Source organism: Pseudomonas sp. AC355, from assembly GCF_979258205.1.
In genome coordinates this window covers 4,766,157-4,792,426 of sequence record NZ_OZ409843.1, presented here as the reverse complement: position 1 = coordinate 4,792,426, position 26,270 = coordinate 4,766,157, and the positions used below count along the sequence as shown (strand labels likewise).

Here is a 26,270-nt window from a genome sequence, read left to right as displayed (position 1 = left end):
CCGGTTAACACCTTCGAGATCGCGCCGACGGCATGCCTTGGGTACAATTGTGCGTTCATTTGCTCAAGAACCGGAATCGCTTACATGATCGCCTGCCTGCGTCCGCTCTCTGCACTCTGCCTTGCCGGCTTGCTCGTTGCCTGCAGCAGCTCGCCCACCTCCAACCTCGGCGAACTGCCTCGCACACCTCAAGCCAGCCTCGAGCAGATGCTCCAGCAGGCCGGTACCAGCCAGAGCGAAGACGCGCAATTGCTGCGCCTCACCGCCGCCGACCTGGCCTACAAGCAAGGCAACGCCGAGCGCGCCAGCGGCATTCTCGCCCAGGTCGACCTGCAGACCCTCAAGCCGGCTCAGCAGATATTCGCCAGCACGCTCGCTGCCGAATTGGCCCTGACCCGCAACGATGCCAAGGCAGCGCTCAGTGCCCTCGCCCATCCCAGCCTTGAGCGCCTCGGTGAACTGCCGGTCGAACAGCAGACACGCACCCAGCTGACCCGCGCCAACGCACTCGAGAAAGATGGCCAGATTCTCGCCGCAGCCCGTGAGCGCGTGTTCATCGCGCCGCTGCTGAGCGGCGACGAGGCACAGCGCAACCAGGATCAGATCTGGAGCCTGGTCTCCAGCCTGCCGGCCGAGCCGGCGCCCAGCGCCGACGATGCCGATCTGGCCGGCTGGCTGTCTCTGGCGCAGGTCGCCAAGACAATCGGCACCCTGCAACAGCAGCAGGGTGCCATCGACAACTGGCTGGCTCAGCACCCGAACCACCCCGCCGCCCAGCAACTGCCGAAAGCCCTGGCCGACCTGCAGGCGCTGTCCAGTCAGCCGCTGGAAAAGATCGCCCTGCTGCTGCCACAGGAAGGCCAACTGGCATCCGTGGCGCGCGCACTGCGTGACGGCTTCCTTGCCGCTCACTACCAGGCGCAGCAGAGCGGCGATAAGCAGCCGCAGATCCAGCTGTACGACAGTGCCCGCCTGACCTCCCTGGATGATTTCTACCGCCAGGCTCAGGCCGATGGCGTGCAACTGGTCGTCGGCCCACTCGAGAAGAATCTGGTGACTCAACTGGGCAATCGCGAGCAACTGCCGATCACCACGCTGGCCCTCAACTACAGCGAAGCCAGCGCAGAAAGCCCGGAGCAACTGTTCCAGTTCGGTCTGGCTGCCGAAGACGAAGCCCGTGAAGTCGCTCGTCGCGCCTGGGCCGATGGCAAGCGCAGCGCCGTCGCACTGGTTCCCAAAGGTGACTGGGGCGATCGCGTTCTGGCAGCGTTCCAGCAGAGCTGGCAGGCCGCCGGCGGCACCTTCCTCGGCGCCGAACATATCGACCAGCCAGTGGACATGGCTCGGCAGATCGCCAACCTGTTCCAGCTCAGCGGCAGCGGTTCGGCATCTGGCGCCGCGCCCAGCCGCCGCCAGGATGTCGACTTCATATTCCTTGCCGCCACCCCGCAACAGGCTCAACAGATCAAACCGACCCTGGCCTACCAGTACGCAGGTGAAGTGCCGGTCTATGCGACCTCGCACCTGTTCAACGGCAGTATGAATGCCGCCCAGTATCGTGACCTCGACGGCATTCGCTTCTGCGAAACGCCGTGGCTGCTGGACGCCAACGATCCACTGCGCCAGCAGGTCAACAACCAGTGGCCGCAAGCTGGCGGCAGCATGGGCCGCCTGTACGCCATGGGCGTCGACGCCTTCCGCCTGGCGCCGCGCCTGGGCCAGCTCAAGGCCCTGCCAGACAGCCGCATCGATGGTCTTTCCGGCAGCCTCAGCCTGAACCCAGCGCAACGCGTGGAGCGTCAACTGCCCTGGGCTGAAATTCGTGGCGGGCAGATCCAGCGCCTGCCCGACGTTCCGCTTTGAGCGACGACCCTCGACATGCCAGCGGGCGAGCGGCTGAAGCCCTCGCCCGCGAGCATCTCGAAACTCACGGCCTGAAACACATCGCCCATAACTGGCGCGGCCAACGCGGCGAACTCGATCTGGTCATGCTCGATGGCGATACAGTAGTATTCGCCGAAGTGCGCTATCGCAAACACAACGCCTGGGGCGGTGCGATCGAGAGCGTCGACAGGCGCAAGCGTGACAAGCTGATCGCCACGGCTACACAGTTTCTGCAGCAAGAGAAGCGCTGGGCCAAACATCCCTGTCGTTTCGATGTCATAGCCATAGGCCATGGCAAACCCGCACCACTGGAGTGGATCAGGAACGCCTTCGACAGTTGAAGCCCCGGCTTGCTGCGAACGCTCCGCTTCACCGCCATTTTCAACGACAGCGCTGCGCGCCACTCGCGCTCGGCGTACCGTTACAGTCAAGGTCAAAACATCCACATGGATATGCAAGCCCGTATTCGCCAGCTGTTTCAAGCCAGCATAGAAGCCAAGCATCACGCGATGGAGGTACTGCCACCTTTCATCGAGCACGCCAGCCAAGTGATGGTTCAGGCACTGCTCAGCGAAGGCAAGATTCTCTCCTGCGGCAACGGCGGCTCCGCTGGCGACGCTCAGCATTTTTCCTCGGAACTGCTCAACCGTTTCGAACGCGAGCGCCCGAGCCTGCCCGCCATTGCGCTGACCACCGATAGCTCGACGATCACCTCGATCGCCAACGACTACAGCTATAACGAGATCTTCTCAAAGCAGATCCGTGCACTCGGCCAACCTGGCGACGTACTGCTGGCGATTTCCACCAGCGGCAATTCGGCCAACGTGATCCAGGCCATTCAGGCCGCCCACGACCGGGAAATGACCGTGGTCGCCCTGACCGGCCGTGACGGCGGCGGCATGGCTTCGCTGCTGCTCCCCGAAGATGTGGAAATTCGCGTGCCGTCCAAGGTCACGGCACGCATTCAGGAAGTCCATTTGCTGGCCATCCACTGCTTGTGCGACCTTATCGACAGTCAACTGTTTGGGAGTGAAGAATGACCCGTTCACCATTGATCTTCGCCGCACTGGCAATCAGCCTCATCCTTGGCGGTTGCGGCAGCCGCAGCATCGGCAACAAGATCGACGATCAGTTCGTCGGCCCCAATGTCGAAAACGCCATTACCCGCGCGCACGCTGATCTCGCTAGCCCCACCTCGCACATCGTGGTGAGCAGCTACAACGGCGTGATCCTGATCGCTGGCCAGACGCCGCGCGCAGAGCTGAAAAGCACTGCCGAGCAGGCAGCGCGCACCGTACAGGGCGTGCGCAAAGTGCACAACGAGATGCAGGTACAACAACCCAGCTCCCTGCTGGCCCGTAGCAACGACTCACTGCTGACGACCAAGATAAAAACCCAGATGCTCGCCGACAGCGGCGTACCAGGTAGCCGCATCAAGGTGATCACCGAGAATGGCGTCGTCTACCTGTTGGGCGTGGTCAGCCGCCAGGAAGCCAATGCCGCAAGCAACGTCGTGCAGAGCAGCTCGGGCGTACAGAAGATCATCAAACTGTTCCAATACACAGACTGATCGGATCACTGCAACACAAACGCCAGTCAGGCTTGGCCTGGCTGGCGTTTTTTATGTCTACGGATCATCAGCAAGGCACTCCAAAAGGCAACATTCGCGATCCCTGAGCGCGCCTGACGTCTTTATCGAGCACCCATAAAAAAGCCAGTCAGGTCACCCTGACTGGCTTTTTCGTAGCGGCTGCTTCAGCCCGGATCAGACACCCGAAGCTTTGGCAGCGGCAACGTCCTTGATGGACAGCTTGATACGGCCGCGGTTGTCGACGTCCAGTACCAGCACTTCGACCTCCTCGCCTTCTTTCAGAATGTCGGTGACCTTCTCTACGCGCGCATCGCTGAGCATGGAGATGTGCACCAGACCGTCTTTGCCCGGCAGGATGTTGACGAAGGCACCGAAGTCGACGATGCGCTCAACCTTACCGACGTAGATCTTGCCGATCTCGGCTTCCGCAGTGATGCCCAGAACGCGCTGACGCGCGGCTTCTGCAGCTTCCTTGGTTTCGCCGAAGATCTTGATCGAGCCGTCGTCTTCGATATCGATCGAAGCCTTGGTCTCTTCACAGATACCGCGGATGGTAGCGCCGCCTTTACCGATGACGTCGCGAATCTTGTCCTGGTCGATCTTCATGGCGATCATGGTCGGCGCATTGGCCGACAGTTCGCTACGCGATTGAGCAATGACCTGATTCATCTGGCCGAGGATATTCAGGCGCGCTTCCAGGGCCTGGCCCAGAGCGATTTCCATGATTTCTTCGGTGATGCCCTGGATCTTGATGTCCATCTGCAGCGCAGTGACGCCATTGGCGGTACCGGCTACTTTGAAGTCCATGTCGCCCAGGTGATCTTCGTCGCCGAGGATGTCGGTCAGAACGGCGAATTTCTCGCCTTCTTTAACCAGCCCCATGGCGATACCGGCTACCGGCGCCTTCATCGGCACACCAGCATCCATCAGTGCCAGGGAGGCACCACAGACCGAGGCCATCGAGGACGAACCATTGGACTCGGTGATTTCCGACACGACGCGGATGGTGTACGGGAACACGTCAGCAGCCGGCAGCATGGCAGCTATGGAGCGACGCGCCAGACGGCCGTGACCGATTTCGCGGCGGCCAGTGGCGCCCATGCGACCACACTCGCCCACCGAGTACGGTGGGAAGTTGTAGTGCAGCATGAAGGGGTCTTTACGCTCGCCTTCGAGGGTGTCCAGCAGCTGTGCGTCACGGGCGGTGCCGAGGGTGGCAACGACCAGCGCCTGGGTTTCGCCACGGGTGAACAGCGCCGAACCGTGGGTCTTGTCCAGCACACCGACTTCGATGTTCAGGCCACGCACGGTACGGGTGTCACGGCCATCGATACGCGGTTTGCCGTTGACGATGTTCTCGCGCACGGTGCGGTATTCGATTTCGCCAAATACTTCTTTGACTTCGCCGGCAGTTGGCTGGCCTTCTTCGCCAGAGAACTTGGCAACGATTTCATTGCGCAGCTCACCCAGACGGGCATAACGCTCGTGCTTGACGGTGATGGTGTAAGCCTGGGAGATGGCATCGCCGAACTCGCTACGAATAGCGCTGAGCAGTGCGGTGTTTTCAGCCTTTGGCTGCCAGTCCCACGTCGGTTTGGCGGCTTCGGCAGCCAACTCGGCGATAGCCTGGATAACGACCTGGAATTCATCATGGGCGAACAGCACAGCGCCCAGCATCTGGTCTTCGGTCAGCTCTTTGGCTTCCGATTCAACCATCAGTACGGCGTCTTTGGTACCGGCTACGACCATGTCCAGGCTCGACGCCTTGAGCTGCTCGTAGTTCGGGTTCAGCAGGTAGCCAGTTTCCGGGTGGAAAGCGACACGTGCAGCACCGATTGGGCCGTTGAACGGAATGCCTGAGATCGCCAGAGCAGCCGAGGTACCGATCATCGCAGCGATGTCCGGATCGGTCTTTTTGCTGGTCGAAACCACGGTGCAGATGACCTGCACTTCGTTCTGGAAGCCTTCTGGGAACAGCGGACGGATCGGGCGATCGATCAGACGCGAGGTCAGGGTTTCTTTCTCGGAAGGACGGGCCTCACGCTTGAAGAAACCACCGGGGATCTTGCCGGCGGCGTAGGTTTTTTCCTGGTAATGCACGGAAAGCGGGAAAAAGCCTTTGCTCGGGTCGGCAGTTTTAGCGCCGGTTACGGCAACCAATACAGCAACGTCGTCGTCAACGGTGACCAGCACTGCGCCGGAGGCTTGACGGGCGATACGGCCAGTCTCGAGGGTAACGGTCGATTGACCGAACTGAAATTTCTTGATTACCGGGTTCACGGTGTTTTCCTTCTCTCTGTTGCCTTTGGGGAAACGGTTTCTTGCGAATTCGTGGGCAGTGGCTTCGGGAGTCGGCCCGGCGCTGTCCAAACGGGTGAAACGTTAAAACGGATGAAGCATAAACACAAAAGCTGGAAGCGAGGCGAGCTCACTTCCAGCTTTTGCGGTCAACGGCGCATAAGCATTGCTTAGCGACGCAGACCCAGACGACCAATCAGGGCGCTGTAACGGCTGGTGTCTTTACCCTTCAGGTAATCCAGCAGCTTACGACGCTGGTTAACCATACGGATCAGGCCACGACGCGAGTGGTGGTCTTTACCGTTGGCCTTGAAGTGGCCTTGCAGCTTGTTGATGTTAGCGGACAGCAGAGCAACCTGAACTTCCGGGCTACCGGTATCGCCTTCGGCTTGCTTGTAGTCATTAACGATCTGAGCTTTTTCTTCAACGCTGAGTGCCATGTGGGCATCCTCTCATCTGGAGATTGTCGCGAACGACAGCCTCAATAGGCCGGGAATAGCTTCCCGTGTTTTAAAGGAGGTATGACCGCGCCTATTAACAGCCACCCTCGATACGAGCCGCCGGAGCAGCTCGCCACGGTCATACAGACCGAATCAAACGACGCGGCGCAATACGCCCGTCTTCGCTCACTTCACCGATACCGATGAAACGAGCATTGTGATCTTGTACCCGCACCATGCCGAACTTCGGCGCGTCTGCGGCACGCACAGGCTGCCCTTGTAGCCAATAGAACGCACTGTGCTCCGAGAAACTCAGCAGCGGCCAATGCTCCAGACCACTGTCTACAGGTAGCAGAAAGCGATCTACCGCCTCATGACCACCCTCGGCATGCACACGCTCGATTTCTTCCAGACTGACGGTTTGCACCAGCCCGAACGGCCCAGCCTGTACTCGTCGCAGCTCGGCGACATGGGCACCACAGCCCAGCAACTGGCCGATATCTTCGACCAGGGTGCGAATATAGGTGCCTTTGCTGCAATCGACTGCCAGGCTCGCCTTGTCGGCGGCGCAGTCGAGCAACTCCAGGCGCGCAATAGTAACAGAACGTGGTTCGCGCTCCACCACTTCTCCTGCTCGAGCCAGCTTGTACAGCGGCTGGCCGTCACGCTTGAGTGCGGAGTACATGGGCGGGATCTGGCTGATATCACCCCGAAAGCGCGGCAACAGCGCTTCGATATCGGCAGCAGCGACGTTCACATCACGACGCTCGAGCACCTCACCTTCGGCATCGGCCGTGGTGGTGGTAACGCCAAGCTGCATGACCGTCTCATAGCCTTTGTCGGCATCGAGCAGGTACTGGGAAAACTTGGTCGCCTCACCAAAGCACAACGGCAATACGCCGGTGGCAAGCGGATCCAGACTACCGGTGTGTCCAGCCTTCTCGGCATTGAGCAACCAACGAATCTTCTGCAATGCGGCGTTGGAACTGAAGCCTTTGGGCTTGTCGAGCAGAATGATGCCATCGACCTTGCGACGAATACGCTTTACCTGAGCCACGCGCTTACTCCTTGGCCTCGGTATCATCTTCAGCGTGCTTGCTGTCCTCGGTCACCGCACGCTCGATCAGTGCTGACAACTGAGCGCCACGAATAACACTCTCGTCATAGTGAAACCGCAGGTTCGGCACACTACGCAACTTCATCGCCTTACCTAACTGCATACGCAGGAAACCGCTGGCGTCATTAAGCACGCGTAGGCTTTGCGTAACCGGATCGACGCCCTCTTCGGGCTCGACACCCATGATGGTGACGAACACCTTGGCATGGCTGGCATCACGACTGACGTCGACCGCAGTGACAGTCACCAAGCCCCCCAAGCGGGGATCTTTGACTTCCGAGCGAATCAGCTGCGCCAACTCGCGTTGAATCTGGTCGCCGATGCGCTGGGCACGGCTATAGTCTTTTGCCATCTTTGCTACCTTCCACTCGCCTCGACGCCTGAAAAAGCATCGGACTCAAAAGCGGCAAACGCCCGGCCGCGCGAATGCGGGGCCGGGCGCTGCGTATTGCGACTCGCGATTACAGGCTGCGAGCCACCTGGACCTTCTCGTACACTTCGATCTTGTCGCCGACCTTGACGTCGTTGTAGCTCTTCACAGCGATACCGCATTCCATGCCGTTACGCACTTCGGCCATATCGTCTTTGAAGCGACGCAACGATTCCAGCTCGCCTTCGTAGATCACCACGTCGTCGCGCAGTACGCGAATCGGACGGTTACGGTGAACCGTACCCTCGACCACCATACAACCGGCGACCGCACCGAACTTCGGCGAACGGAACACATCGCGGACTTCGGCGATACCGAGGATGTTCTCGCGAACATCGCTGCCGAGCATGCCGGTAAGCGCTTTCTTGACGTCTTCGATGATGTCGTAGATGACGTTGTAGTAACGCATGTCCAGACCTTCCTGCTCGACGATCTTGCGTGCGCCCGCATCGGCACGCACGTTGAAGCCGAACAGTACAGCGTTGGAGGCCAGTGCCAGGTTGGCATCGGATTCGGTGATACCACCAACGCCGCCACCGACCACACGCACTTGTACTTCGTCGTTACCCAACCCGCCAAGCGAGCCTTGCAGCGCTTCCAGCGAACCACGGACGTCAGATTTGAGGACGATGTTAAGCGTCTTCTTCTCTTCCTGGCCCATGTTCTCGAAGATGTTTTCCAGCTTGCCGGCATGCGCACGAGCCAGTTTCACTTCGCGGAACTTGCCCTGACGGAACAGCGCAACTTCACGCGCCTTCTTCTCGTCAGCCAAGACGCTCATTTCGTCACCGGCTTCTGGCGTACCGTCGAGACCCAGGATCTCAACCGGAATCGCCGGGCCTGCTTCTTTGATCGACTTGCCGTTCTCGTCGAGCATGGCGCGAATACGGCCGTAGTTCGAGCCGACCAGCACCATGTCACCCTGACGCAACGTACCGTCCTGAACCAGAACAGTCGCTACCGGACCACGACCCTTGTCCAGGCGGGACTCAACCACCACACCACGACCAGGAGCCGACGGTGTTGCGGTCAGTTCCAGCACTTCGGCTTGCAGCAGGACGGCTTCGAGCAGGTCATCCACACCGGTACCGACTTTCGCGGAGACCGACACGAACGGCGTATCACCGCCCCACTCTTCAGACGTCACACCGTGAACCGACAGCTCGCTGCGGATACGGTCGAGGTCAGCGCCCGGCTTGTCGATTTTGTTCACTGCAACCACCAGCGGTACACCAGCAGCCTTGGCATGCTGGATCGCTTCGATGGTTTGCGGCATCACGCCGTCATCAGCAGCCACTACCAGGATCACGATATCGGTCGCCTTGGCACCACGAGCACGCATTGCGGTAAACGCAGCGTGACCCGGGGTATCGAGGAAGGTAACCATGCCGCGATCGGTTTCTACATGATAGGCACCGATGTGCTGGGTAATGCCACCGGCTTCGCCAGAAGCTACCTTGGCGCGGCGGATATAGTCGAGCAGCGAGGTCTTACCATGGTCAACGTGACCCATGACAGTAACGACCGGCGCACGGGAGATAGCCTCGCCTTCAAACTTCAGGTACTCAGCCAGTTGCTCTTCCAACGCGTTATCGCTGACCAGCTTGACATTGTGGCCCAGCTCTTCGGCAATCAGTTGCGCAGTTTCTTGGTCGAGAACCTGGTTGATGGTGACCGGAGTCCCCATCTTGAACATGAACTTGATGACTTCAGCGGCCTTGACCGACATCTGCTGGGACAGCTCGCCAACCGTGATGGTCTCGCCAATGGCAACATCACGCACGACCGGACCGCTCGGGCTCTGGAAGCCATGCTGATTGCGCTTCTTGAGCTTGGACTTGCCACGGCCGCCACGACGGAAGCCATCGCTCTCTTCATCGACGGAACGCGGAGCCACACGCGGAGCAGGCGCTTTTTCCTTGACGGTCGGGCGGTGCTGGGTGGTCTTGCGATCACCATCACGGCGGCTAGCGTCATCGTTACGAGGCTTGTCTGGGCGACGCGGCTCGTCCTTCTTACGCTCATCGGCTGCAGGAGCAGCAACCGGCGCAACAACTGGCGCTGGCGCCACTTCGGCAGCAGGTGTTTGCCCGGCAGTTGGCGAGGAAGTCTGGCGCTTGGCCTCATCCTCAGCCTTACGCTTGGCTTCTTCCTCGGCTTTCAGGCGAGCAGCTTCAGCAGCCGCGCGTTGCTCTTCGAGCCCACGCTGCTTCTCGGCTTCGATCTCTTCGTTGCTGCGCTCGACGAAGGTTTTCTTCTTGCGCACTTCAACGCTAATGGTCTTGCTGCCAGCGACCCGTAGGGTGCTGGTGGTTTTGCGCTGCAAGGTAATCTTGCGCGGCGCGTCGGCTTTCTTCTCGCCGTGGCTGCTCTTCAGATGAGCAAGCAGGGCCTGCTTCTCGTTATCGGTGACAACTTGCTCGGCACTGCTGTGCGGCAAACCCGCCTCTCGCATCTGCTGCAGCAGGCGCTCTACCGGTGTGTCGACCACTTGGGCCAGTTCTTTCACCGTGACTTGCGTCATGCACTTCTCTCCTCAGGCCGTAAAACTTACTCGAACCAGTGGGCTCGGGCGGCCATGATCAGCTTGCCGGCACGCTCTTCGTCGATGCCGTCGATGTCGAGCAGGTCGTCAATAGACTGCTCGGCCAGGTCTTCGCGGGTAACCACACCGCGCACTGCCAGTTCCTGCGCCAGGCCTTTGTCCATACCCTCGAGTTCGAGGAGGTCTTCGGCCGGCTGGGCGTCTGCCAGCTTTTCTTCTGTAGCGATGGCTTTGGTCAGCAAACGATCTTTCGCTCGCGAGCGCAGTTCGTTGACGATTTCTTCATCGAAACCATCGATGCTGAGCATCTCTTCCATCGGTACGTAAGCAATTTCTTCCAGGCTGGTGAAGCCTTCTTCGACCAGCACCTGGGCCAGTTCTTCGTCGACTTCCAACTCGTCGATGAAGCTCTGCAGGATGTCGCCAGTCTCGGCCTGCTGCTTGGCCTGGATGTCCGCTTCGGTCATCACGTTCAGCGTCCAGCCGGTCAGCTGGCTTGCCAGACGCACGTTCTGGCCACCACGGCCAATCGCTTGAGCGAGGTTGTCTTCGCCAACAGCGATGTCCATGGCATGAGCGTCTTCGTCAACGATGATCGCCGCGACTTCAGCCGGCGACATGGCGTTGATGACGAACTGCGCCGGGTTGTCGTCCCACAGCACGATGTCCACGCGCTCACCGACCAACTCACCGGAGACCGCCTGTACACGCGAACCGCGCATACCGATGCAGGCACCCTGCGGATCAATACGTTTGTCCTTGGAACGCACCGCGATCTTGGCTCGCGAGCCTGGATCACGCGAAGCAGCCTTGACCTCGATGAGGCCTTCGGCGATTTCCGGCACCTCGATGCGGAACAGCTCGATCAGCATTTCTGGCGCAGTACGCGACAGAATCAGCTGAGGGCCGCGATTCTCGGCACGGATTTCCTTGAGCAACGCACGCAGACGAACACCAACCCGGAAAGTTTCACGCGGGATAATGTCTTCGCGAGCCAGCAACGCTTCCGCGTTAGCACCCAGATCAACGATGACATTGTCACGAGTCACCTTCTTCACGGTACCCGCGATGATCTCGCCAACACGCTCACGATAGGCTTCGACAACCTGAGCACGCTCGGCTTCGCGCACTTTCTGCACGATGACCTGCTTGGCTGTCTGTGCAGCAATACGACCGAACTCGATGGAGTCGATTTTTTCTTCGAGTACATCACCGACCTTGGCATTCGCCTCAACAGCCCGTGGCATGTCGATGGTCACTTGATGCGCAGGATCTTCGAAATGCTCTTCCTCGACCACAGTCCAGCAGCGGAAGGATTCATAGTTGCCACTCTGACGATTGATCGCCACGCGCAGCTCTACTTCATCTTCAAAACGTTTCTTGGTCGCCGTGGCTAAAGCCAACTCAAGCGCCTCGAAAATTACAGAGGCCGGCACGCCCTTTTCATTGGATACCGACTCAACAACCAGCAGTACTTCTTTGCTCATCGTACGCCTCGCCTCTCGCAATCCATTGGGATCCACGCATTCCGCGAACCCCGCGGGATCCGTGTCTCAATCAAACCGGGGGATAATATTGGCCTTGTCGATCAGATCGATCGGCAAAAGGAACTCGTGGTCATCCACCTGCACCACCACGTCTTCCTCCTCCACACCACGGAGCAGACCCTGAAAATTGCGGCGCCCTTCGAACGGCGAGCGCAACTTGATTTTTACTTGCTCGCCGCCATGGCTGGCGAACTGCGCCAAGGTGAAAAGCGGCCGATCCATACCGGGCGAGGACACCTCCAGGGTGTACTCCGCGGCAATGGGGTCTTCAACATCGAGGACACCACTGATCTGCCGACTGACCTTTTCGCAATCCTCAATAAGGACGCCATTGGCACTATCGATGTAGATACGTAGCAGCGAATGCCGCCCCTGAGACAGAAACTCAATACCCCAGCACTCGTAGCCAAGCGCCTCGACTACCGGGGCCACCAAGGCCTGCAACTGTTCTAGCTTGCTCGACACCTGAACCCCTCGCGCATGCTGTGCAAATAAAAAATGGGCGAAACGCCCATCCATAAAACCGTCCGTGCGACGGCAAATCTGTCCACCAGCTAGCAAAAAGCCCCTTGAAAGGGGCTCCACTAATACTGGCTACGGGGGCTGGATGAACCAGTGACCTCAGGGCCATGAGCCCGACGCCGACGATTCGCTCCACCCGCGTCAAAACTGGGAGCGGATTATACGACCGAACCGGCCCGCAGGTCAACCAACCCTCCAGAAACAGAAAAGCCCGCATACAGCGAGCTCTTCCATTTAATTGGTACCGAGAAGGGGACTCGAACCCCTACAGCCTATGGCCACTACCACCTCAAGGTAGCGTGTCTACCAATTCCACCACCTCGGCAAATTAACGCTTACTGCTCTTCAGGGGTTTGAGGTACATCTTGCTCCCCCGAAGTTGGCGCCTGCTGCTGCTCAAGCACCGGTACATCTTCTGCTGCAGGCTTGCTTTCCTGCGGCACTTCCATCACTGCCGGATCAGGCAAACCAGCCTGACCAAGCGCATCAGACTTTTGATTAGCAAAGTAAGCTAACCCCAAGCTGGTAATGAAAAAAGCGGTGGCAAGTATAGCAGTAACTCGACTCAGAAAGGTAGTAGTTCCTTGACTACCGAATACGGTATTCGAAGCACCAGCACCAAACGAAGCACCTGCATCCGCACCTTTACCCTGCTGCAGCAGAACCAGCACAACCACACCGATCGCGCCCAGCAGATGAAGAACCACAACGACTGTTTCCAGCATATTCTTAGTTTCCTGCAGCGCGACAGATCGCACCGAACTCATCCGCATTCAGAGAGGCTCCACCCACAAGCCCCCCATCGATATCTGGCATGCCGAATAGCTCGGCTGCATTGGCGGCCTTGACACTGCCGCCATAAAGAATTCTCAAAGCACCTGCAACATCCGCATCTTTGCCAGCGACCCGAGAGCGAATCGCCGCATGCACATCCTGAGCCTGCTCGGGCGACGCCGTCAGCCCGGTGCCAATGGCCCAGACCGGCTCGTATGCCACAAGAGCACTCGACAGAGCAGCAACGCCCAGGGCGTCGATCACGCTATCGAGCTGACGCTCGACGACTGCAAGCGTCTCACCAGCTTCGCGCTGCTCGAGGGTTTCCCCCACGCACAGAACCGGAACGAGACCAGCAACCTGAGCCGCCGCGAACTTGCGAACGACCTGCTCTTCGCTATCACCCAGAATCAGGCGACGCTCGGAATGGCCGATCAGTACGAACCTGCAACCGGCATCGTGCAATTGCTCGCTCGATACCTCTCCGGTCAACGCACCCTGCCCCGCCTCGACCGCACAGTCTTGCGCGCCAATCGACACGGCAACACCACTCAGCCCCTCGACAACCTGACCGAGATGAACACTGACAGGGAACACAGCAACATCGACATCAGCAGGCAACGCCTGCTGATTCAGACCACCGATCAGCTCTGCGACACTGGCGCGGGTACCGTGCATTTTCCAGTTACCAGCAACCATTGGGCGGCGCATGCTTTACCTCGTTGGTCAAAGAGGGCGCAGATGTTACCCAACCGATTGTGGACTGGCAAGCCGAATCAGACACAGACTCGAGAGACAACCTCAGCCAATTCATTGGCATAGGCTCGCACCTGCGTTTCGTCCTCGCCTTCGACCATGACCCGAACCAGCGGCTCGGTGCCGGACTTACGCAGCAGCACACGACCACGCCCCGCCATACGTTCGGTGACGCTGTCACTAGCAGCCTGAACATCGGGGTGCTTGAGTGGATCGACACCGCCACCGAAACGCACGTTGACCAGCACCTGCGGACATTTGCGCAGCCCCTGGCGCGCCTCGGCAAGGCTCTGCCCACGCCGACGGATGGCAAGCAATACCTGCAACGCAGCAACGATGGCGTCCCCCGTGGTGACGTGCTGGAAGCACACCAGGTGTCCGGAGTTTTCGCCACCCAGCTGCCAGCCGCGCTCCAGCAGCTCGGCGATCACGTAGCGGTCGCCCACATTGGCGCGCACGAAGGGAATCTGCAGTTCATCGAGGGCCAGTTCAAGGCCCAGATTACTCATCAAGGTACCGACGACACCGCCCTGCAGCTTGCCACGCGCCTGCAGATCACGGGCGATGATGAACAACAACTCGTCACCGTCCACCACCGCACCGGTGTGATCGACCATCAACACCCGATCGGCGTCGCCATCGAAGGCAATACCCAGATCCGCCTGACGCGACACGACTTCGGCCTGCAGGTTTTCGACATGAGTCGAGCCGCAATCCGCGTTGATGTTTAGCCCGTTGGGCTGAGCGGAAAGCACCGAAACTTCAGCACCGAGCTCCTGGAACACCGCCGGAGCGACCTTGTAGGCCGCACCATGGGCACAATCGAGAACGATCTTGAGGCCTGCGAAATCGGTGCTGGTCGGCACACTGCTCTTGCAGAATTCGATGTAGCGACCTGCGGCGTCATTGATTCTCGATACCTTGCCGAGCTGCTCGGACTCGACCACCGTCATCGGCGCATCGAGCAGCTCCTCGATCATCAGCTCGACTTCGTCAGGCAGCTTGGTGCCCTGCCCGGAGAAGAACTTGATGCCGTTGTCATGATGAGGGTTGTGCGATGCACTGATGACGATGCCCGCTTCGGCATGGAAGGTGCGCGTCAGATAGGCGATCGCCGGGGTCGGCATCGGCCCCAGCAGCATGACGTCAGCGCCTGCGGCAGAAAGACCGGCCTCCAGCGCCGACTCGAACATGTAGCCGGAAATTCGCGTGTCCTTGCCGATCAGAATCCGGCACTTACCCTGCTTGCGAAAGGCCATGCCTGCGGCCCAGCCGAGCTTGAGCATGAAGTCCGGGGTAATGGGATAGTGACCGACGCGCCCACGAATACCGTCGGTGCCAAAATATTTGCGACTCAAAACGACAACTCCCTTTTTCTAATTACTGCGCCGCTTCGACTGCGGCGACCATGCGCACCACGTCGACGGTTTCCGCCACATCGTGAACGCGCAGAATACTTGCACCCTTGGCAACGGCCAGAGCCGCCAGGGCCAGACTGCCATATAGGCGCCCATCGACCTCGCGACCCAGCACGGCACCAATCATACTCTTGCGTGAAACGCCGACCAGCAGCGGCAGACCAAACGCCTGCAGCGCAGGCATGCGCCTGAACAGGCTGAGGTTGTGCTCAAGCGTCTTGGCAAAGCCAAAACCCGGATCGAGCACGATACGCTCTGCGGGAATGCCTGCCGCCTCGCAGACTGCCAAACGCTCGCGCAGAAAGGCCGCGACGGCATCCAACACATCGTCGTACTGCGGGCTCTGCTGCATGGTGGTGGGCTCACCACGCATATGCATCAGGCAAACCGGCAAGCCGCTATCAGCAGCAGCCTGCAGCGCGCCGTCACGCTGCAGCGAGCGCACGTCGTTAATCAGCCCGGCACCCAGCCTGGCCGACTCACGGATGACTTCCGGAGTCGAAGTATCGACGGAGATGATCACGTCCAACTCGGCGGCGATGGCTTCCACCATCGGCGCCACGCGCGCGAGCTCCTGCTCCACGGAAACGGGAGCGGCGCCCGGCCGAGTGGACTCACCGCCTATATCGATCAGCGTCGCCCCGGCCAGCACCATGCTTTCGGCATGGCGCAACGCCGCATCGCGCATGGCGAAGCGGCCACCGTCGGAGAAAGAGTCTGGGGTTACGTTGAGGATCCCCATCACCTGGGGACGGGTCAAATCAAGAAACCGGCTGCCACAGGGCAGCCGGTTCCGGGGTATTGCATGGGACATGAAAAGCCTTACAGCTCGGCAGCAGGGCCGCCGATTGGTTTCTCGGGGAGATCAGCTTCGTCGGGCTTGGCTGCCGGCTTGCCGGCATCGCTGCCACCACCTGTCCAATCGCGCGGCTCACGCGGCGCGCGACCACTCATGATGTCGTCGATCTGATCAGCGTCGATGGTTTCATACTTCATCAAGGCTTCAGCCATGGCATCAAGCTTGTCGCGGTTTTCCTCGAGCAAGCGCTTGGCCGTGCCATAGCACTGGTCGATGATGCTGCGCACCTCCAAATCAATCAGCTTGGCTGTTTCACCCGACACACTGGAGCTGGACGAACCGCCACCACCACGAAGGAACGGCTGGTCATCATCTTCGGCATACAGAAGCGGGCCAAGTTTCTCGGAAAGCCCCCACTTGGTAACCATGTTCCGGGCGATCTGACTGGCACGCATGATGTCGTTGGACGCGCCGGTGGTTACACCGTCGAAGCCCAGGGTCATTTCTTCGGCGATACGGCCGCCGTACAGCGAGCAGATCTGGCTGATCAGCGCACGCTTGGACAGGCTGTAGCGATCTTCTTCTGGCAGGAACATCGTCACACCCAGGGCACGACCACGGGGAATGATCGAGACCTTGTAGACCGGATCATGCTCGGGCACCAGACGACCGACGATGGCGTGACCCGCCTCGTGGAATGCGGTGTTGAGCTTCTCCTTGTCCGACATGACCATGGATTTGCGCTCTGCGCCCATCATGATCTTGTCTTTGGCCAGTTCGAACTCCTTCATCTCGACGACGCGCTTACCCGAACGAGCAGCGAACAGCGATGCTTCGTTGACCAGGTTGGCAAGATCAGCACCGGAGAAGCCTGGAGTACCACGGGCGATGACCGCAGCCTTGACGTCCTCACCCATCGGCACCTTGCGCATGTGCACATTGAGGATCTGCTCACGACCACGGATGTCCGGCAGACCGACCACCACCTGACGGTCGAAGCGGCCCGGACGCAGCAACGCAGGGTCGAGCACGTCCGGACGGTTGGTCGCGGCGATGACGATGATGCCATCGTTCATTTCGAAGCCGTCCATCTCTACCAGCAACTGATTGAGGGTCTGCTCACGCTCGTCATGACCGCCACCCATGCCGGCGCCACGATGGCGACCAACGGCGTCGATCTCGTCGATGAAGATGATGCACGGCGCATGCTTCTTGGCCTGTTCGAACATGTCACGCACGCGGGATGCACCGACACCCACGAACATTTCCACGAAGTCAGAGCCGGAAATGGTGAAGAAAGGTACTTTTGCTTCGCCAGCAACCGCCTTGGCCAGCAGGGTTTTACCGGTACCCGGCGAGCCGACCATCAGCACACCGCGTGGAATACGACCACCAAGGCGCTGGAACTTGCCGGGGTCACGCAGGAACTCGACGAGCTCACTGACTTCCTCTTTAGCCTCGTCACAACCCGCGACGTCAGCGAAAGTGGTCTTGACCTGATCTTCGGAAAGCAGGCGCGCCTTGCTTTTACCAAAGCTCATCGGCCCGCCCTTGCCGCCGGCACCGCCTTGCATCTGGCGCATGAAGAACATGAATACGGCAATGATTACCAGGATCGGGAAGCTGGCAACCAGCAATTGCGTCCAGATGCTCTGCTGCTCAGGCTGCTTACCCACGATCTCGACGTTGTTATCCATCAGATCCTTGATCAGACCATTATCCTGGATCGCCGGGCGCACCGTTTCGAACGACGAACCGTCGGAACGCATGCCGCTGATGATGTAACCATCGACGGTGACACGCTTGACCCCACCATCCTGCACCTGCTGGATGAACTCCGAGTAGTTGAGCTTGTTAGTCTCACTCGGACTGGAGAAATTGTTCATCACCGTAACCAGGACGGCAGCGATGATCAGCCACAGGATCAGATTCTTTGCCATGTCGTTCAATTAGCTACCCTCTGAAGCAGGCCCCTTGCCGAAGCGTGCTTCGCATGACGACCAGTTATAAACCGATCTAACTTACTACAAACGCCCGCCCGTGGCTGACACCGTCTGTAACCCTTTATGAGATATCTGCCCGTAACGATGCGCGCATAGGCTTGGACTGACAACCAAGCCTTTGGTTTTACTCTTCGCGCTGTACTTTGAGTCCGCGAGCCAACATGTACTGCTCACGAGAACGGCCGCGCGATGACAGCGGTTTGCGCATCTGCACCTTCTCGAACAGACCACGAACCTGCTTGTGGTACTCATCGAAACCTTCGCCATGGAAGATCTTGATCAAGAAATCGCCACCAGGACGCAAGACACGCGTGGCGAGATCCAGTGCCAGCTCGCACAAATACATGGCACGAGGCTGATCCGACTCCCTGACTCCACTCATATTGGGGGCCATATCGGAAATCACAAGGTCTACCGGATGATTGTCGATCGCTTCCAGAATGCGCGCGAACACCGCGTCATCCGTGAAATCACCCTGAATGAAAGTCACGTCCGGAATACTGTCCATCTCCAGGATGTCCGAAGCGATCAGCCGGCCTTTATCGCCAATGACCCGACTGGTGACCTGCGACCAACCGCCCGGAGCAGCACCAAGGTCGACCACAGTGATGCCGGGGCGCAGGATGCGATCCTTCTCCTGAACCTCCAACAACTTGTAGCTGGCACGTGAACGGTAGCCGTCCTTTTGCGCCATTTTGACGTACGGATCGTCGAAATGCTCTTTCAGCCAACGCTGGCTGGTCTTGGAACGGGCCACAACAACACCTCGGAAGAACAGAATGAATAACTGGGCGGGCTTCGAGCGGCTCGGTTAAAATAGGCCGCTTTCCCCAGATTAAGACGCAGGGTTCAGATTATGCCGCTCACTCAAGAGCAGAAGAAACAGTTCAAATCTATCGGCCACCACCTGAAACCGGTATTGATCGTTGCCGATAACGGTGTTACCGAAGGCGTATTGGCGGAGCTGGAGCGCGCCCTGAACGATCATGAACTGATCAAGATTCAGTTGCGCATTACCGAGCGCGAAGGCCGCCTGGCGGTGATCGATGAGTTGTGCAAGGCCAGCAAGGCCGACCTGGCACAGGTTATCGGAAAAATGGCGCTGCTCTACCGCAAGAACCCCAAAGCCAATCGCAATCTGTCCAACATCAGCCGCCATCAGGGCTGAGTCGTCGAATTAGCCGACCGCGGGGTCGGCTATCGAAGGTTTGCGGGGCACAGGCTGTAGCACCAGCAGCAGACCGAAAAATGCCAGCAACAGGTAACTGAACAGTTGCCAGCGGATGGCATCCGGCCAGAGCGCGAGCGAAGCCAGCAAGCCCGAGGCAATCGACAGTACCGCGAGCAGCAATTGCCCGCGGCGCTCGCCCCAAAGCGACGAAAGACGACGCAACCTGACCAGCAAGCCAGCCTGAATCAGCACGCAGACCAAGGTGATCAACACCATCTGCGGCATCAACACGCCGGCGATTTCATCGATCAGCAGCGACGCCAGCCCTACACTGTACAGCCCCGGCAGCACCATGAAGTGCAGTATCCAGATGCCGCCCACCCAGAGGGTTTGCAGCAGCATCCAGAAGCCTGCCGCCATGTCGGACGTCGCGGCGAGGTCAGATGTGACGAACTTCGACAATTTCGTACTCGATCAGACCGCTTGGCGTTTTCACCGTTACCACGTCACCCTCCTCCTTGCCGATCAAGGCACGGGCGATAGGCGAACCGACGGAAATCTTGCCCTGTTTGATATCAGCCTCGTCCTCTCCGACGATCCGATAGGACACGCTTTCGTCAGTCTCGACGTTGGCGATTTCCACCGTGGTACCGAAGATCACCTTGCCGGTATGGGCAATGGTACTGACATCGATCACCACTGCATTCTGCAGACGCCCTTCGATATCACGCACACGTGCTTCGACCATACCCTGCTGCTCACGAGCAGCATGGTATTCGGCGTTTTCCTTCAAGTCGCCCAACTCACGGGCCGTGCCGATATCCTGGCTCAGCTTCGGACGGACGACCTTGGTCAGATGGGCCAGTTCTTCTTCCAGGGCGCGAGCGCCCTCGACGGTCATTGGGTATTTGATCATGCCTTGATTCCTGCGTGCAGATCCTGCAGCCGACGCACTGTCTTCTCGGGGCCGAATTTGAGTGCTTCGCAGATCGCCTGACCAGCCGCAATGGTGGTGGTGCAGTAGATCTTGTGCTGCAGAGCGTTACGACGGATGGAGTAGGAGTCCGCGATGGACTGACGACCTTCGGTGGTGTTGATGATCAGAGTGACTTCGTCATTCTTGATCATATCGACCACGTGTGGACGACCCTCAGTCACTTTGTTAACGCGACGTACCGGCAGACCGGCAGCCTCGATCACCTTGGCGGTACCGGAGGTGGCCACGACCTCGAAGCCCAGACTGATCAAATCGCGAGCGACTTGCTCGGCCAACGGCTTGTCGTCGTCACGCACGCTGATAAAGGCGCAACCCGCAGTCGGCAGGATCTCACTGGCGCCCAGTTGCGCCTTGGCGAACGCTTCACCGAAGGTATCGCCCACGCCCATCACTTCACCGGTCGACTTCATCTCTGAGCCGAGAATCGGGTCAACGCCTGGGAACTTGTTGAACGGGAATACCGCTTCCTTGACGCTGAAGAACGGCGGGATGATTTCTTTGGTGAAGCCGATTTCAGCCAGCGTCTTGCCAGCCATCACACGCGCCGCAACCTTGGCCAGCGACTCGCCGATGCACTTGGAGACGAACGGCACAGTACGCGAAGCGCGCGGGTTGACCTCGATCACATAGATGTCTTCGCCCTGCACGGCCATCTGCACGTTCATCAAGCCGACGACGCCGAGCTCCAGGGCCATTTTCTTGACCTGGTCGCGGATCTCGTCCTGGATGTGTGCCGGCAGCGAGTAAGGCGGCAGCGAGCAGGCGGAGTCACCGGAGTGCACGCCCGCTTGTTCGATGTGCTGCATGATGGCGCCGATGACGACCTGCTCACCATCGCATACCGCATCGATATCGACTTCGATGGCGCAGTTGAGGAAGCGATCGAGCAGAACCGGGCTGTCGTTGGAGACTTTCACCGCTTCGCGCATGTAGCGCTTGAGCTCTTCTTCCTGGTAGACGATTTCCATCGCCCGGCCACCCAGTACATAGGATGGACGCACCACCATCGGGTAGCCGATGTTCTTGGACAGCGTCAGCGCCTCTTCTTCGCTACGCGCAGTGGCGTTGGCAGGTTGACGCAGGCCGAGGCGCTGCACCATCTGCTGGAAACGCTCACGGTCTTCGGCGCGGTCGATGGCGTCCGGGCTGGTACCGATGATCGGTACGCCAGCTTCTTCCAGGGCACGGCACAGCTTCAGCGGGGTTTGGCCGCCGTACTGGACGATCACACCTTTCGGCTTCTCGACGCGAACGATTTCCAGCACGTCTTCCAGGGTCACCGGCTCGAAGTACAGGCGATCGGAGGTATCGTAGTCGGTGGAAACGGTTTCCGGGTTGCAGTTGACCATGATGGTCTCGTAACCGTCTTCACGCATTGCCAGCGCGGCGTGCACGCAGCAGTAGTCGAACTCGATGCCCTGACCGATGCGGTTCGGGCCGCCACCGAGGATCATGATCTTGTCGCGGCTGCTCGGATTGGCCTCGCACTCTTCCTCGTAGGTCGAATACATGTAGGCGGTATCGGTCGCGAACTCCGCAGCGCAGGTGTCCACGCGCTTGTACACAGGCAGCACTTTGAGCTTGTGGCGATGGCTGCGCAGGTTTTTCTCGGTGACACCGAGTAACTCGGCCAGGCGCGCATCGGAGAAGCCCTTGCGCTTGAGGCTGAACATCAGGTCACGGTCGATGCTCGACAGACCCAGGGTTTTGATACGCTGCTCGTCCTTGATCAGATCCTCGATCTGTACCAGGAACCACTCGTCGATACGCGTCAACTCGAACACTTCTTCGACCGTCTTGCCGGCACGGAAAGCGTCGCCCACGTACCAGATGCGGTCCGCACCCGGCACGATCAGCTCGCGCTTGAGAGTACTTTCCGCCTCAGGGTCGGTTAGATCGAGCTTCGGATCGAAGCCGGACACGCCGACTTCCAGGCCACGCAGCGCTTTCTGCAGGGATTCCTGAAAGGTACGGCCGATGGCCATGACTTCACCGACGGATTTCATCTGGGTGGTCAGGCGGGCGTCGGCCTTGGGGAATTTCTCGAAGGCGAAACGTGGGATCTTGGTAACCACATAATCGATGGCCGGCTCGAACGACGCCGGGGTACGACCACCGGTGATGTCGTTGGACAGCTCGTCAAGGGTGTAACCCACGGCCAGCTTGGCGGCGATCTTGGCGATCGGGAAACCGGTAGCCTTGGAGGCCAGCGCCGAGGAACGCGACACGCGCGGGTTCATCTCGATGACGACCATACGGCCAGTGTTCGGACAGATGCCGAACTGCACGTTGGAGCCACCGGTTTCCACGCCGATCTCGCGCAGTACCGCCAGGGAGGCGTTACGCAGGATCTGGTATTCCTTGTCGGTCAGGGTCTGGGCCGGTGCGACGGTGATCGAGTCACCGGTGTGCACGCCCATCGGATCGAAGTTTTCGATGGCACAGACGATGATGCAGTTGTCCTTCTTGTCGCGGACCACCTCCATCTCGTACTCCTTCCAGCCGATCAGCGATTCGTCGATCAGCAGCTCGCTGGTCGGCGACAGATCCAGGCCGCGCGTGCAGATTTCCTCGAATTCTTCTCGATTGTAGGCAATACCGCCACCCGTGCCGCCCATGGTAAAGGACGGACGGATGATGCACGGGAAACCGACCTTCTCCAGAACACCGTAGGCTTCCTGCATGTCGTGCGCGATGCCGGAGACCGGGCATGCCAGACCAATGTCCTTCATCGCCTTGTCAAAGCGCGAGCGGTCTTCAGCCTTGTCGATGGTGTCGGCGTTCGCGCCGATCATTTCCACACCGAACTTTTCCAGGATGCCGTGCTTTTCCAGATCCAGAGCACAGTTCAATGCAGTCTGGCCACCCATGGTAGGCAGCAGGGCGTCAGGGCGTTCCTTCTCGATGATCTTGGCCACGGTGGCCCATTTGATCGGCTCGATGTAGGTGGCATCAGCCATCGCCGGGTCGGTCATGATGGTGGCCGGGTTGGAGTTCACCAAGATGACGCGGAAGCCTTCCTCGCGCAGGGCCTTACAAGCCTGGGCGCCGGAATAATCGAACTCGCAAGCCTGCCCAATGACGATGGGGCCGGCGCCGAGGATCAGGATACTTTTGATGTCTGTACGTTTTGGCATGTTCTCTCTCGAATCCTTAGGTCAGTCGGCGGGCTTAGCGGCGTTTGGCCATGGCGTCGATGAAGCGGTCGAACAGCGGAGCGACATCGTTCGGACCCGGACTGGCCTCAGGGTGGCCCTGGAAGCTGAAAGCGTCCTTGTCGGTGCGCTCGATACCCTGCAGGGTGCCGTCGAACAGAGACTTGTGGATCGCCCGCAGGTTGCCCGGCAGAGTCGCTTCGTCCACGGCGAACCCGTGGTTCTGACTGGTGATCATCACCACGCCGGTATCCAGATCCTGAACCGGGTGGTTGGCACCGTGGTGGCCGGTGCCCATCTTCACGGTCTTGGCGCCGGAAGCCAGGGCCAGCAACTGGTGACCGAGGCAGATGCCGAATACCGGAATATCGGTTTCCAATACGTCCTTGATCGCCTGGATTGCGTAGTCGCAAGGCTCGGGATCACCCGGACCGTTGGACAGGAATACGCCGTCAGGGTTGAGTGCCAACACATCCTTGGCCGGTGTCTGCGCAGGCACCACGGTGAGACGGCAACCACGCGCGACCAGCATGCGCAGGATGTTCAGCTTGACGCCGTAGTCATAGGCCACGACGTGATAGGGCAGCTCGCTGGCGGCAATTTCCGGATGACTGTCATCCTTCAGGTTCCACACGCTGGAACGCCACTCATAGCGCTCGGTGCAGCTGACTTCTTTGGCCAGATCCATGCCTTTGAGACCCGGGAAGCCACGCGCCAGCTCGAGAGCTTTTTCCTCGGTGGCGTCAGCGCCAACCAGGATGCAGCCGTTCTGCGAACCTTTCTCGCGCAGAATGCGGGTCAGGCGGCGGGTATCGATACCGGCGATGGCGACAGTGCCGTTTTCCTTGAGGTAATCCTGCAAGGACTGCTTGTTGCGCCAGTTACTGGCGGTCAGCGGCAGGTCACGGATGATCAGACCAGCCGCCCAAACGCGATTCGACTCGGCGTCTTCTGGGGTGGTACCGGTATTACCGATGTGTGGATAGGTCAGCGTGACAATCTGCTGGGCATAGGAAGGATCGGTGAGAATTTCCTGATAGCCGGTCATGGCGGTGTTGAACACCACCTCTCCGATAGTCTGGCCATCGGCCCCGATGGCCTCGCCGCGAAAAATGCTGCCGTCAGCAAGGGCGAGTATGGCTGGCTTACTCAAGAAGACCTCCCGTAGATCGTGAAGCGAACGCAGATTGTAAAAAAGCGGGATGACGTGTGAAGGTCATCCCGCTTTTTTAATTGATTCATTCTGCGCAACTTTAGTGGACACACTAAAGCGGAAAGCCTACAGGAAAACCCGGTTTTTCGAAAGCCATAACCAGGGAAAACTTGCAAACCGATTCATCACCAATTGACACATCACCCCTCAGCCGTAAAATTCGGTACTTCCTACAGGTTTCGGCAGGGAAACCCTGAATGAGTACCTATCTAAGCATTTCGGCCACCGCCGCCGCACTGAAGATCAGCGTACAGCGTGTTAGAACCCTGTGCCGAAATGGCAATCTGGCCGCCCAGAAAATTGGCAGCAGCTGGATCATCGACCCACTCAGCGTCACCCACTACGGTTTAAAAACGGCTCATATGCTTGCACATGATCATCCGGCGCAGCAGCGCCAGAGTGGAAAACCCATCGCCCTGAGTTTCTTTTCCGGTGCCATGGGCCTGGATCTAGGCCTGGAAAAGGCTGGTTTCGATATTCGCCTGGCTTGCGAATCGGACAAGTACTGCCGTCAGACCATCGCCCTAAACCGCCCGGACACTGCACTGCTCGGCGATATCAATAGCTGTTCCGCCGAACAAGTGCTGGAGGCCGCTGGCATCGGACGCGACGACGTCGACGTAATCGTCGGCGGTCACCCTGCCAAGCCTTCAGCACGGCCGGCAAACGCAAGGCGTTCAATGACGACCGCGGCAACGCCTTTCTCAAATACATCGACCTCGCCCTGGAGATTCGTCCACCACTGATCGTCATCGAGAACGTCCGCGGCCTACTCTCCTGCCCAATGGATCATCGCCCTCACGACCAACGCGGTGCGGACTTCCCTGATCTTTCACTGGACGAAATGAAAGGCGGCGCCCTGAATTTCGTGCTCAGCAAGCTGCGCAATGCGGGCTACGCCTACTCGTTCAACCTGTACAACTCGGCGAACTTCGGCACCCCACAGGTACGCGAGCGGGTCATCATCATCTGCTCACGAGACGGGCAAACCGCTCCGTTCCTGACACCAACCCACAGCGAGGACGGCGCACTGGGTTTACCCGCCTGGCGCACGGTGCAGCAGGCGCTGGATGGCCTGGACAACCATAACCACCTGAGCTTTCCGGAAAAACGCCTGCGCTACTATCGCCTGCTCAAGGCAGGACAGAACTGGCGCAACCTGCCACCCGACCTGCAGCGCGAAGCGATGGGCAAGTCCTACTTCTCCGGCGGTGGCAAGACCGGCTTTCTACGGCGCCTGGCCTGGGACAAACCCTCGCCGACCCTGGTGACGCATCCGGCGATGCCCGCCACGGATCTGGCGCACCCACAGGAAGACCGCCCGCTGTCGATCCAGGAGTACAAACGTATTCAGGAATTTCCAGACGATTGGCAACTGGCGGGCCCGCTGATCCAGCAGTACAAACAGGTCGGCAATGCTGTGCCGGTGAGCCTCGGCCACGCTGTAGGGGTTCTGCTGCGCGGCCTGCTCGCTGGCGAAGCGCACCCTGCGCCGAGCGCGTTCAAGTTCTCGCGCTATCAGGCGACCTGCCACGAACAATGGCTGAAAGCCTTCGAGCAGCAACGACGCAAGACGCAATTGACCCTGGCAATCAGCTAAAGCTCTGGAC

22 protein-coding genes, 1 tRNA gene and 1 pseudogene are annotated in these 26,270 nt (G+C 59.3%); 6 read left to right on the top strand and 18 right to left on the bottom strand.

The window, feature by feature from the left end; all coding sequences use genetic code 11:
• Positions 1-84: 84 nt before the first annotated feature.
• The 4 genes from ACZ0AI_RS22305 to ACZ0AI_RS22290 all read left to right on the top strand — a co-directional run bounded on the left by ACZ0AI_RS22305 (position 85) and on the right by ACZ0AI_RS22290 (position 3,454).
• The gene (locus ACZ0AI_RS22305) at positions 85-1,863 is read left to right on the top strand and encodes a penicillin-binding protein activator (RefSeq protein WP_463563728.1); all 1,779 of its coding nucleotides are present in this window, start codon (positions 85-87) and stop codon (positions 1,861-1,863) included.
• Complete coding sequence (locus ACZ0AI_RS22300) at positions 1,860-2,225, top strand: YraN family protein (RefSeq protein WP_463563727.1); 366 nt, start codon at positions 1,860-1,862, stop codon at positions 2,223-2,225. Before ACZ0AI_RS22305 ends, ACZ0AI_RS22300 begins: the two co-directional genes overlap by 4 nt.
• 105 nt (positions 2,226-2,330) lie before the next feature.
• A complete protein-coding gene (locus ACZ0AI_RS22295; RefSeq protein ID WP_042554905.1) occupies positions 2,331-2,924 on the top strand; it encodes a phosphoheptose isomerase in 594 nt (197 codons plus the stop codon).
• Entirely contained in the window at positions 2,921-3,454 is a 534-nt protein-coding gene (locus ACZ0AI_RS22290) for a BON domain-containing protein (RefSeq protein WP_463563726.1), read from the top strand. Before ACZ0AI_RS22295 ends, ACZ0AI_RS22290 begins: the two co-directional genes overlap by 4 nt.
• A 195-nt stretch (positions 3,455-3,649) precedes the next feature.
• Here ACZ0AI_RS22290 and pnp read toward each other — a convergent pair whose 3' ends face one another.
• The 14 genes from pnp to rlmE all read right to left on the bottom strand — a co-directional run bounded on the left by pnp (position 3,650) and on the right by rlmE (position 18,881).
• Positions 3,650-5,755 carry a polyribonucleotide nucleotidyltransferase gene (gene pnp, locus ACZ0AI_RS22285; protein ID WP_463563725.1) on the bottom strand — a complete coding sequence of 702 codons (2,106 nt, stop codon included), beginning with the start codon at positions 5,753-5,755 and terminating at the stop codon, positions 3,650-3,652.
• A gap of 188 nt (positions 5,756-5,943) precedes the next feature.
• Complete coding sequence (gene rpsO / locus ACZ0AI_RS22280) at positions 5,944-6,213, bottom strand: 30S ribosomal protein S15 (protein WP_042554902.1); 270 nt, start codon at positions 6,211-6,213, stop codon at positions 5,944-5,946.
• A gap of 139 nt (positions 6,214-6,352) precedes the next feature.
• Complete coding sequence (truB, locus tag ACZ0AI_RS22275; RefSeq protein WP_463563724.1) at positions 6,353-7,270, bottom strand: tRNA pseudouridine(55) synthase TruB; 918 nt, start codon at positions 7,268-7,270, stop codon at positions 6,353-6,355.
• Positions 7,271-7,274: 4 nt separating this feature from the next.
• Positions 7,275-7,682: a 30S ribosome-binding factor RbfA gene (gene rbfA, locus ACZ0AI_RS22270; protein ID WP_463563723.1), complete on the bottom strand. Its 408-nt coding sequence runs from the start codon at positions 7,680-7,682 to the stop codon at positions 7,275-7,277.
• A 109-nt stretch (positions 7,683-7,791) separates the two neighbouring features.
• The gene (gene infB, locus ACZ0AI_RS22265) at positions 7,792-10,284 is read right to left on the bottom strand and encodes a translation initiation factor IF-2 (protein WP_463563722.1); all 2,493 of its coding nucleotides are present in this window, start codon (positions 10,282-10,284) and stop codon (positions 7,792-7,794) included.
• Positions 10,285-10,310: 26 nt separating this feature from the next.
• Positions 10,311-11,792 carry a transcription termination factor NusA gene (gene nusA, locus ACZ0AI_RS22260; RefSeq protein WP_463563721.1) on the bottom strand — a complete coding sequence of 494 codons (1,482 nt, stop codon included), beginning with the start codon at positions 11,790-11,792 and terminating at the stop codon, positions 10,311-10,313.
• Between the two features lie 66 nt (positions 11,793-11,858).
• A complete protein-coding gene (rimP, locus tag ACZ0AI_RS22255) occupies positions 11,859-12,317 on the bottom strand; it encodes a ribosome maturation factor RimP (protein WP_463565999.1) in 459 nt (152 codons plus the stop codon).
• Between the two features lie 296 nt (positions 12,318-12,613).
• A tRNA-Leu gene (locus ACZ0AI_RS22250) sits at positions 12,614-12,699 on the bottom strand.
• A gap of 10 nt (positions 12,700-12,709) precedes the next feature.
• Complete coding sequence (gene secG, locus ACZ0AI_RS22245) at positions 12,710-13,099, bottom strand: preprotein translocase subunit SecG (RefSeq protein WP_463563720.1); 390 nt, start codon at positions 13,097-13,099, stop codon at positions 12,710-12,712.
• Positions 13,100-13,103: 4 nt separating this feature from the next.
• A complete protein-coding gene (gene tpiA / locus ACZ0AI_RS22240) occupies positions 13,104-13,859 on the bottom strand; it encodes a triose-phosphate isomerase (RefSeq protein ID WP_463563719.1) in 756 nt (251 codons plus the stop codon).
• 65 nt (positions 13,860-13,924) lie between these two features.
• A complete protein-coding gene (glmM, locus tag ACZ0AI_RS22235) occupies positions 13,925-15,262 on the bottom strand; it encodes a phosphoglucosamine mutase (protein WP_042554894.1) in 1,338 nt (445 codons plus the stop codon).
• A 22-nt stretch (positions 15,263-15,284) separates the two neighbouring features.
• Positions 15,285-16,136 (bottom strand): dihydropteroate synthase, encoded by an 852-nt coding sequence (gene folP, locus ACZ0AI_RS22230; protein ID WP_463563718.1) that lies wholly within the window; start codon positions 16,134-16,136, stop codon positions 15,285-15,287.
• Between the two features lie 8 nt (positions 16,137-16,144).
• Positions 16,145-18,061, bottom strand: a complete 1,917-nt coding sequence (ftsH, locus tag ACZ0AI_RS22225; protein ID WP_463563717.1) for an ATP-dependent zinc metalloprotease FtsH — start codon at positions 18,059-18,061, stop codon at positions 16,145-16,147.
• Between the two features lie 187 nt (positions 18,062-18,248).
• Complete coding sequence (rlmE, locus tag ACZ0AI_RS22220; protein ID WP_225835089.1) at positions 18,249-18,881, bottom strand: 23S rRNA (uridine(2552)-2'-O)-methyltransferase RlmE; 633 nt, start codon at positions 18,879-18,881, stop codon at positions 18,249-18,251.
• 99 nt (positions 18,882-18,980) lie between these two features.
• On the opposite strand from rlmE, the gene yhbY reads away from it, so the two are divergent.
• A complete protein-coding gene (gene yhbY, locus ACZ0AI_RS22215) occupies positions 18,981-19,292 on the top strand; it encodes a ribosome assembly RNA-binding protein YhbY (RefSeq protein WP_225835093.1) in 312 nt (103 codons plus the stop codon).
• Positions 19,293-19,301: 9 nt separating this feature from the next.
• On the opposite strand, the gene ACZ0AI_RS22210 is transcribed toward yhbY, so the two are convergent.
• Genes ACZ0AI_RS22210 through carA form a run of 4 tightly spaced genes read right to left on the bottom strand, consistent with a single transcriptional unit; the run spans position 19,302 to position 24,600 of the window.
• The gene (locus ACZ0AI_RS22210; protein WP_463563716.1) at positions 19,302-19,757 is read right to left on the bottom strand and encodes a DUF4149 domain-containing protein; all 456 of its coding nucleotides are present in this window, start codon (positions 19,755-19,757) and stop codon (positions 19,302-19,304) included.
• Complete coding sequence (gene greA, locus ACZ0AI_RS22205; protein ID WP_463563715.1) at positions 19,735-20,211, bottom strand: transcription elongation factor GreA; 477 nt, start codon at positions 20,209-20,211, stop codon at positions 19,735-19,737. Before greA ends, ACZ0AI_RS22210 begins: the two co-directional genes overlap by 23 nt.
• Positions 20,208-23,429 (bottom strand): carbamoyl-phosphate synthase large subunit, encoded by a 3,222-nt coding sequence (gene carB / locus ACZ0AI_RS22200; protein ID WP_463570090.1) that lies wholly within the window; start codon positions 23,427-23,429, stop codon positions 20,208-20,210. The genes greA and carB overlap by 4 nt, the downstream gene beginning before the upstream one ends.
• Before the next feature lie 34 nt (positions 23,430-23,463).
• The gene (gene carA, locus ACZ0AI_RS22195) at positions 23,464-24,600 is read right to left on the bottom strand and encodes a glutamine-hydrolyzing carbamoyl-phosphate synthase small subunit (RefSeq protein WP_463563713.1); all 1,137 of its coding nucleotides are present in this window, start codon (positions 24,598-24,600) and stop codon (positions 23,464-23,466) included.
• A 257-nt stretch (positions 24,601-24,857) separates the two neighbouring features.
• On the opposite strand from carA, the pseudogene ACZ0AI_RS22190 reads away from it, so the two are divergent.
• Positions 24,858-26,260 (top strand): annotated as a pseudogene (locus ACZ0AI_RS22190) (DNA cytosine methyltransferase).
• Positions 26,261-26,270: the final 10 nt, after the last annotated feature.

What these genes read in the sequence shown, in the direction of transcription:
- ACZ0AI_RS22305 (WP_463563728.1), top strand. Translation starts at nt 85, where the DNA reads ATGATCGCCTGCCTGCGTCCGCTCTCTGCACTCTGCCTTGCCGGCTTG.
- ACZ0AI_RS22295 (WP_042554905.1), top strand. Translation starts at nt 2,331, where the DNA reads ATGGATATGCAAGCCCGTATTCGCCAGCTGTTTCAAGCCAGCATAGAA.
- ACZ0AI_RS22290 (WP_463563726.1), top strand. Translation starts at nt 2,921, where the DNA reads ATGACCCGTTCACCATTGATCTTCGCCGCACTGGCAATCAGCCTCATC.
- rpsO (WP_042554902.1), bottom strand. Translation starts at nt 6,213, where the DNA reads ATGGCACTCAGCGTTGAAGAAAAAGCTCAGATCGTTAATGACTACAAG.
- rbfA (WP_463563723.1), bottom strand. Translation starts at nt 7,682, where the DNA reads ATGGCAAAAGACTATAGCCGTGCCCAGCGCATCGGCGACCAGATTCAA.
- infB (WP_463563722.1), bottom strand. Translation starts at nt 10,284, where the DNA reads ATGACGCAAGTCACGGTGAAAGAACTGGCCCAAGTGGTCGACACACCG.
- nusA (WP_463563721.1), bottom strand. Translation starts at nt 11,792, where the DNA reads ATGAGCAAAGAAGTACTGCTGGTTGTTGAGTCGGTATCCAATGAAAAG.
- secG (WP_463563720.1), bottom strand. Translation starts at nt 13,099, where the DNA reads ATGCTGGAAACAGTCGTTGTGGTTCTTCATCTGCTGGGCGCGATCGGT.
- tpiA (WP_463563719.1), bottom strand. Translation starts at nt 13,859, where the DNA reads ATGCGCCGCCCAATGGTTGCTGGTAACTGGAAAATGCACGGTACCCGC.
- folP (WP_463563718.1), bottom strand. Translation starts at nt 16,136, where the DNA reads ATGTCCCATGCAATACCCCGGAACCGGCTGCCCTGTGGCAGCCGGTTT.
- ftsH (WP_463563717.1), bottom strand. Translation starts at nt 18,061, where the DNA reads ATGGCAAAGAATCTGATCCTGTGGCTGATCATCGCTGCCGTCCTGGTT.
- yhbY (WP_225835093.1), top strand. Translation starts at nt 18,981, where the DNA reads ATGCCGCTCACTCAAGAGCAGAAGAAACAGTTCAAATCTATCGGCCAC.
- greA (WP_463563715.1), bottom strand. Translation starts at nt 20,211, where the DNA reads ATGATCAAATACCCAATGACCGTCGAGGGCGCTCGCGCCCTGGAAGAA.
- carB (WP_463570090.1), bottom strand. Translation starts at nt 23,429, where the DNA reads ATGCCAAAACGTACAGACATCAAAAGTATCCTGATCCTCGGCGCCGGC.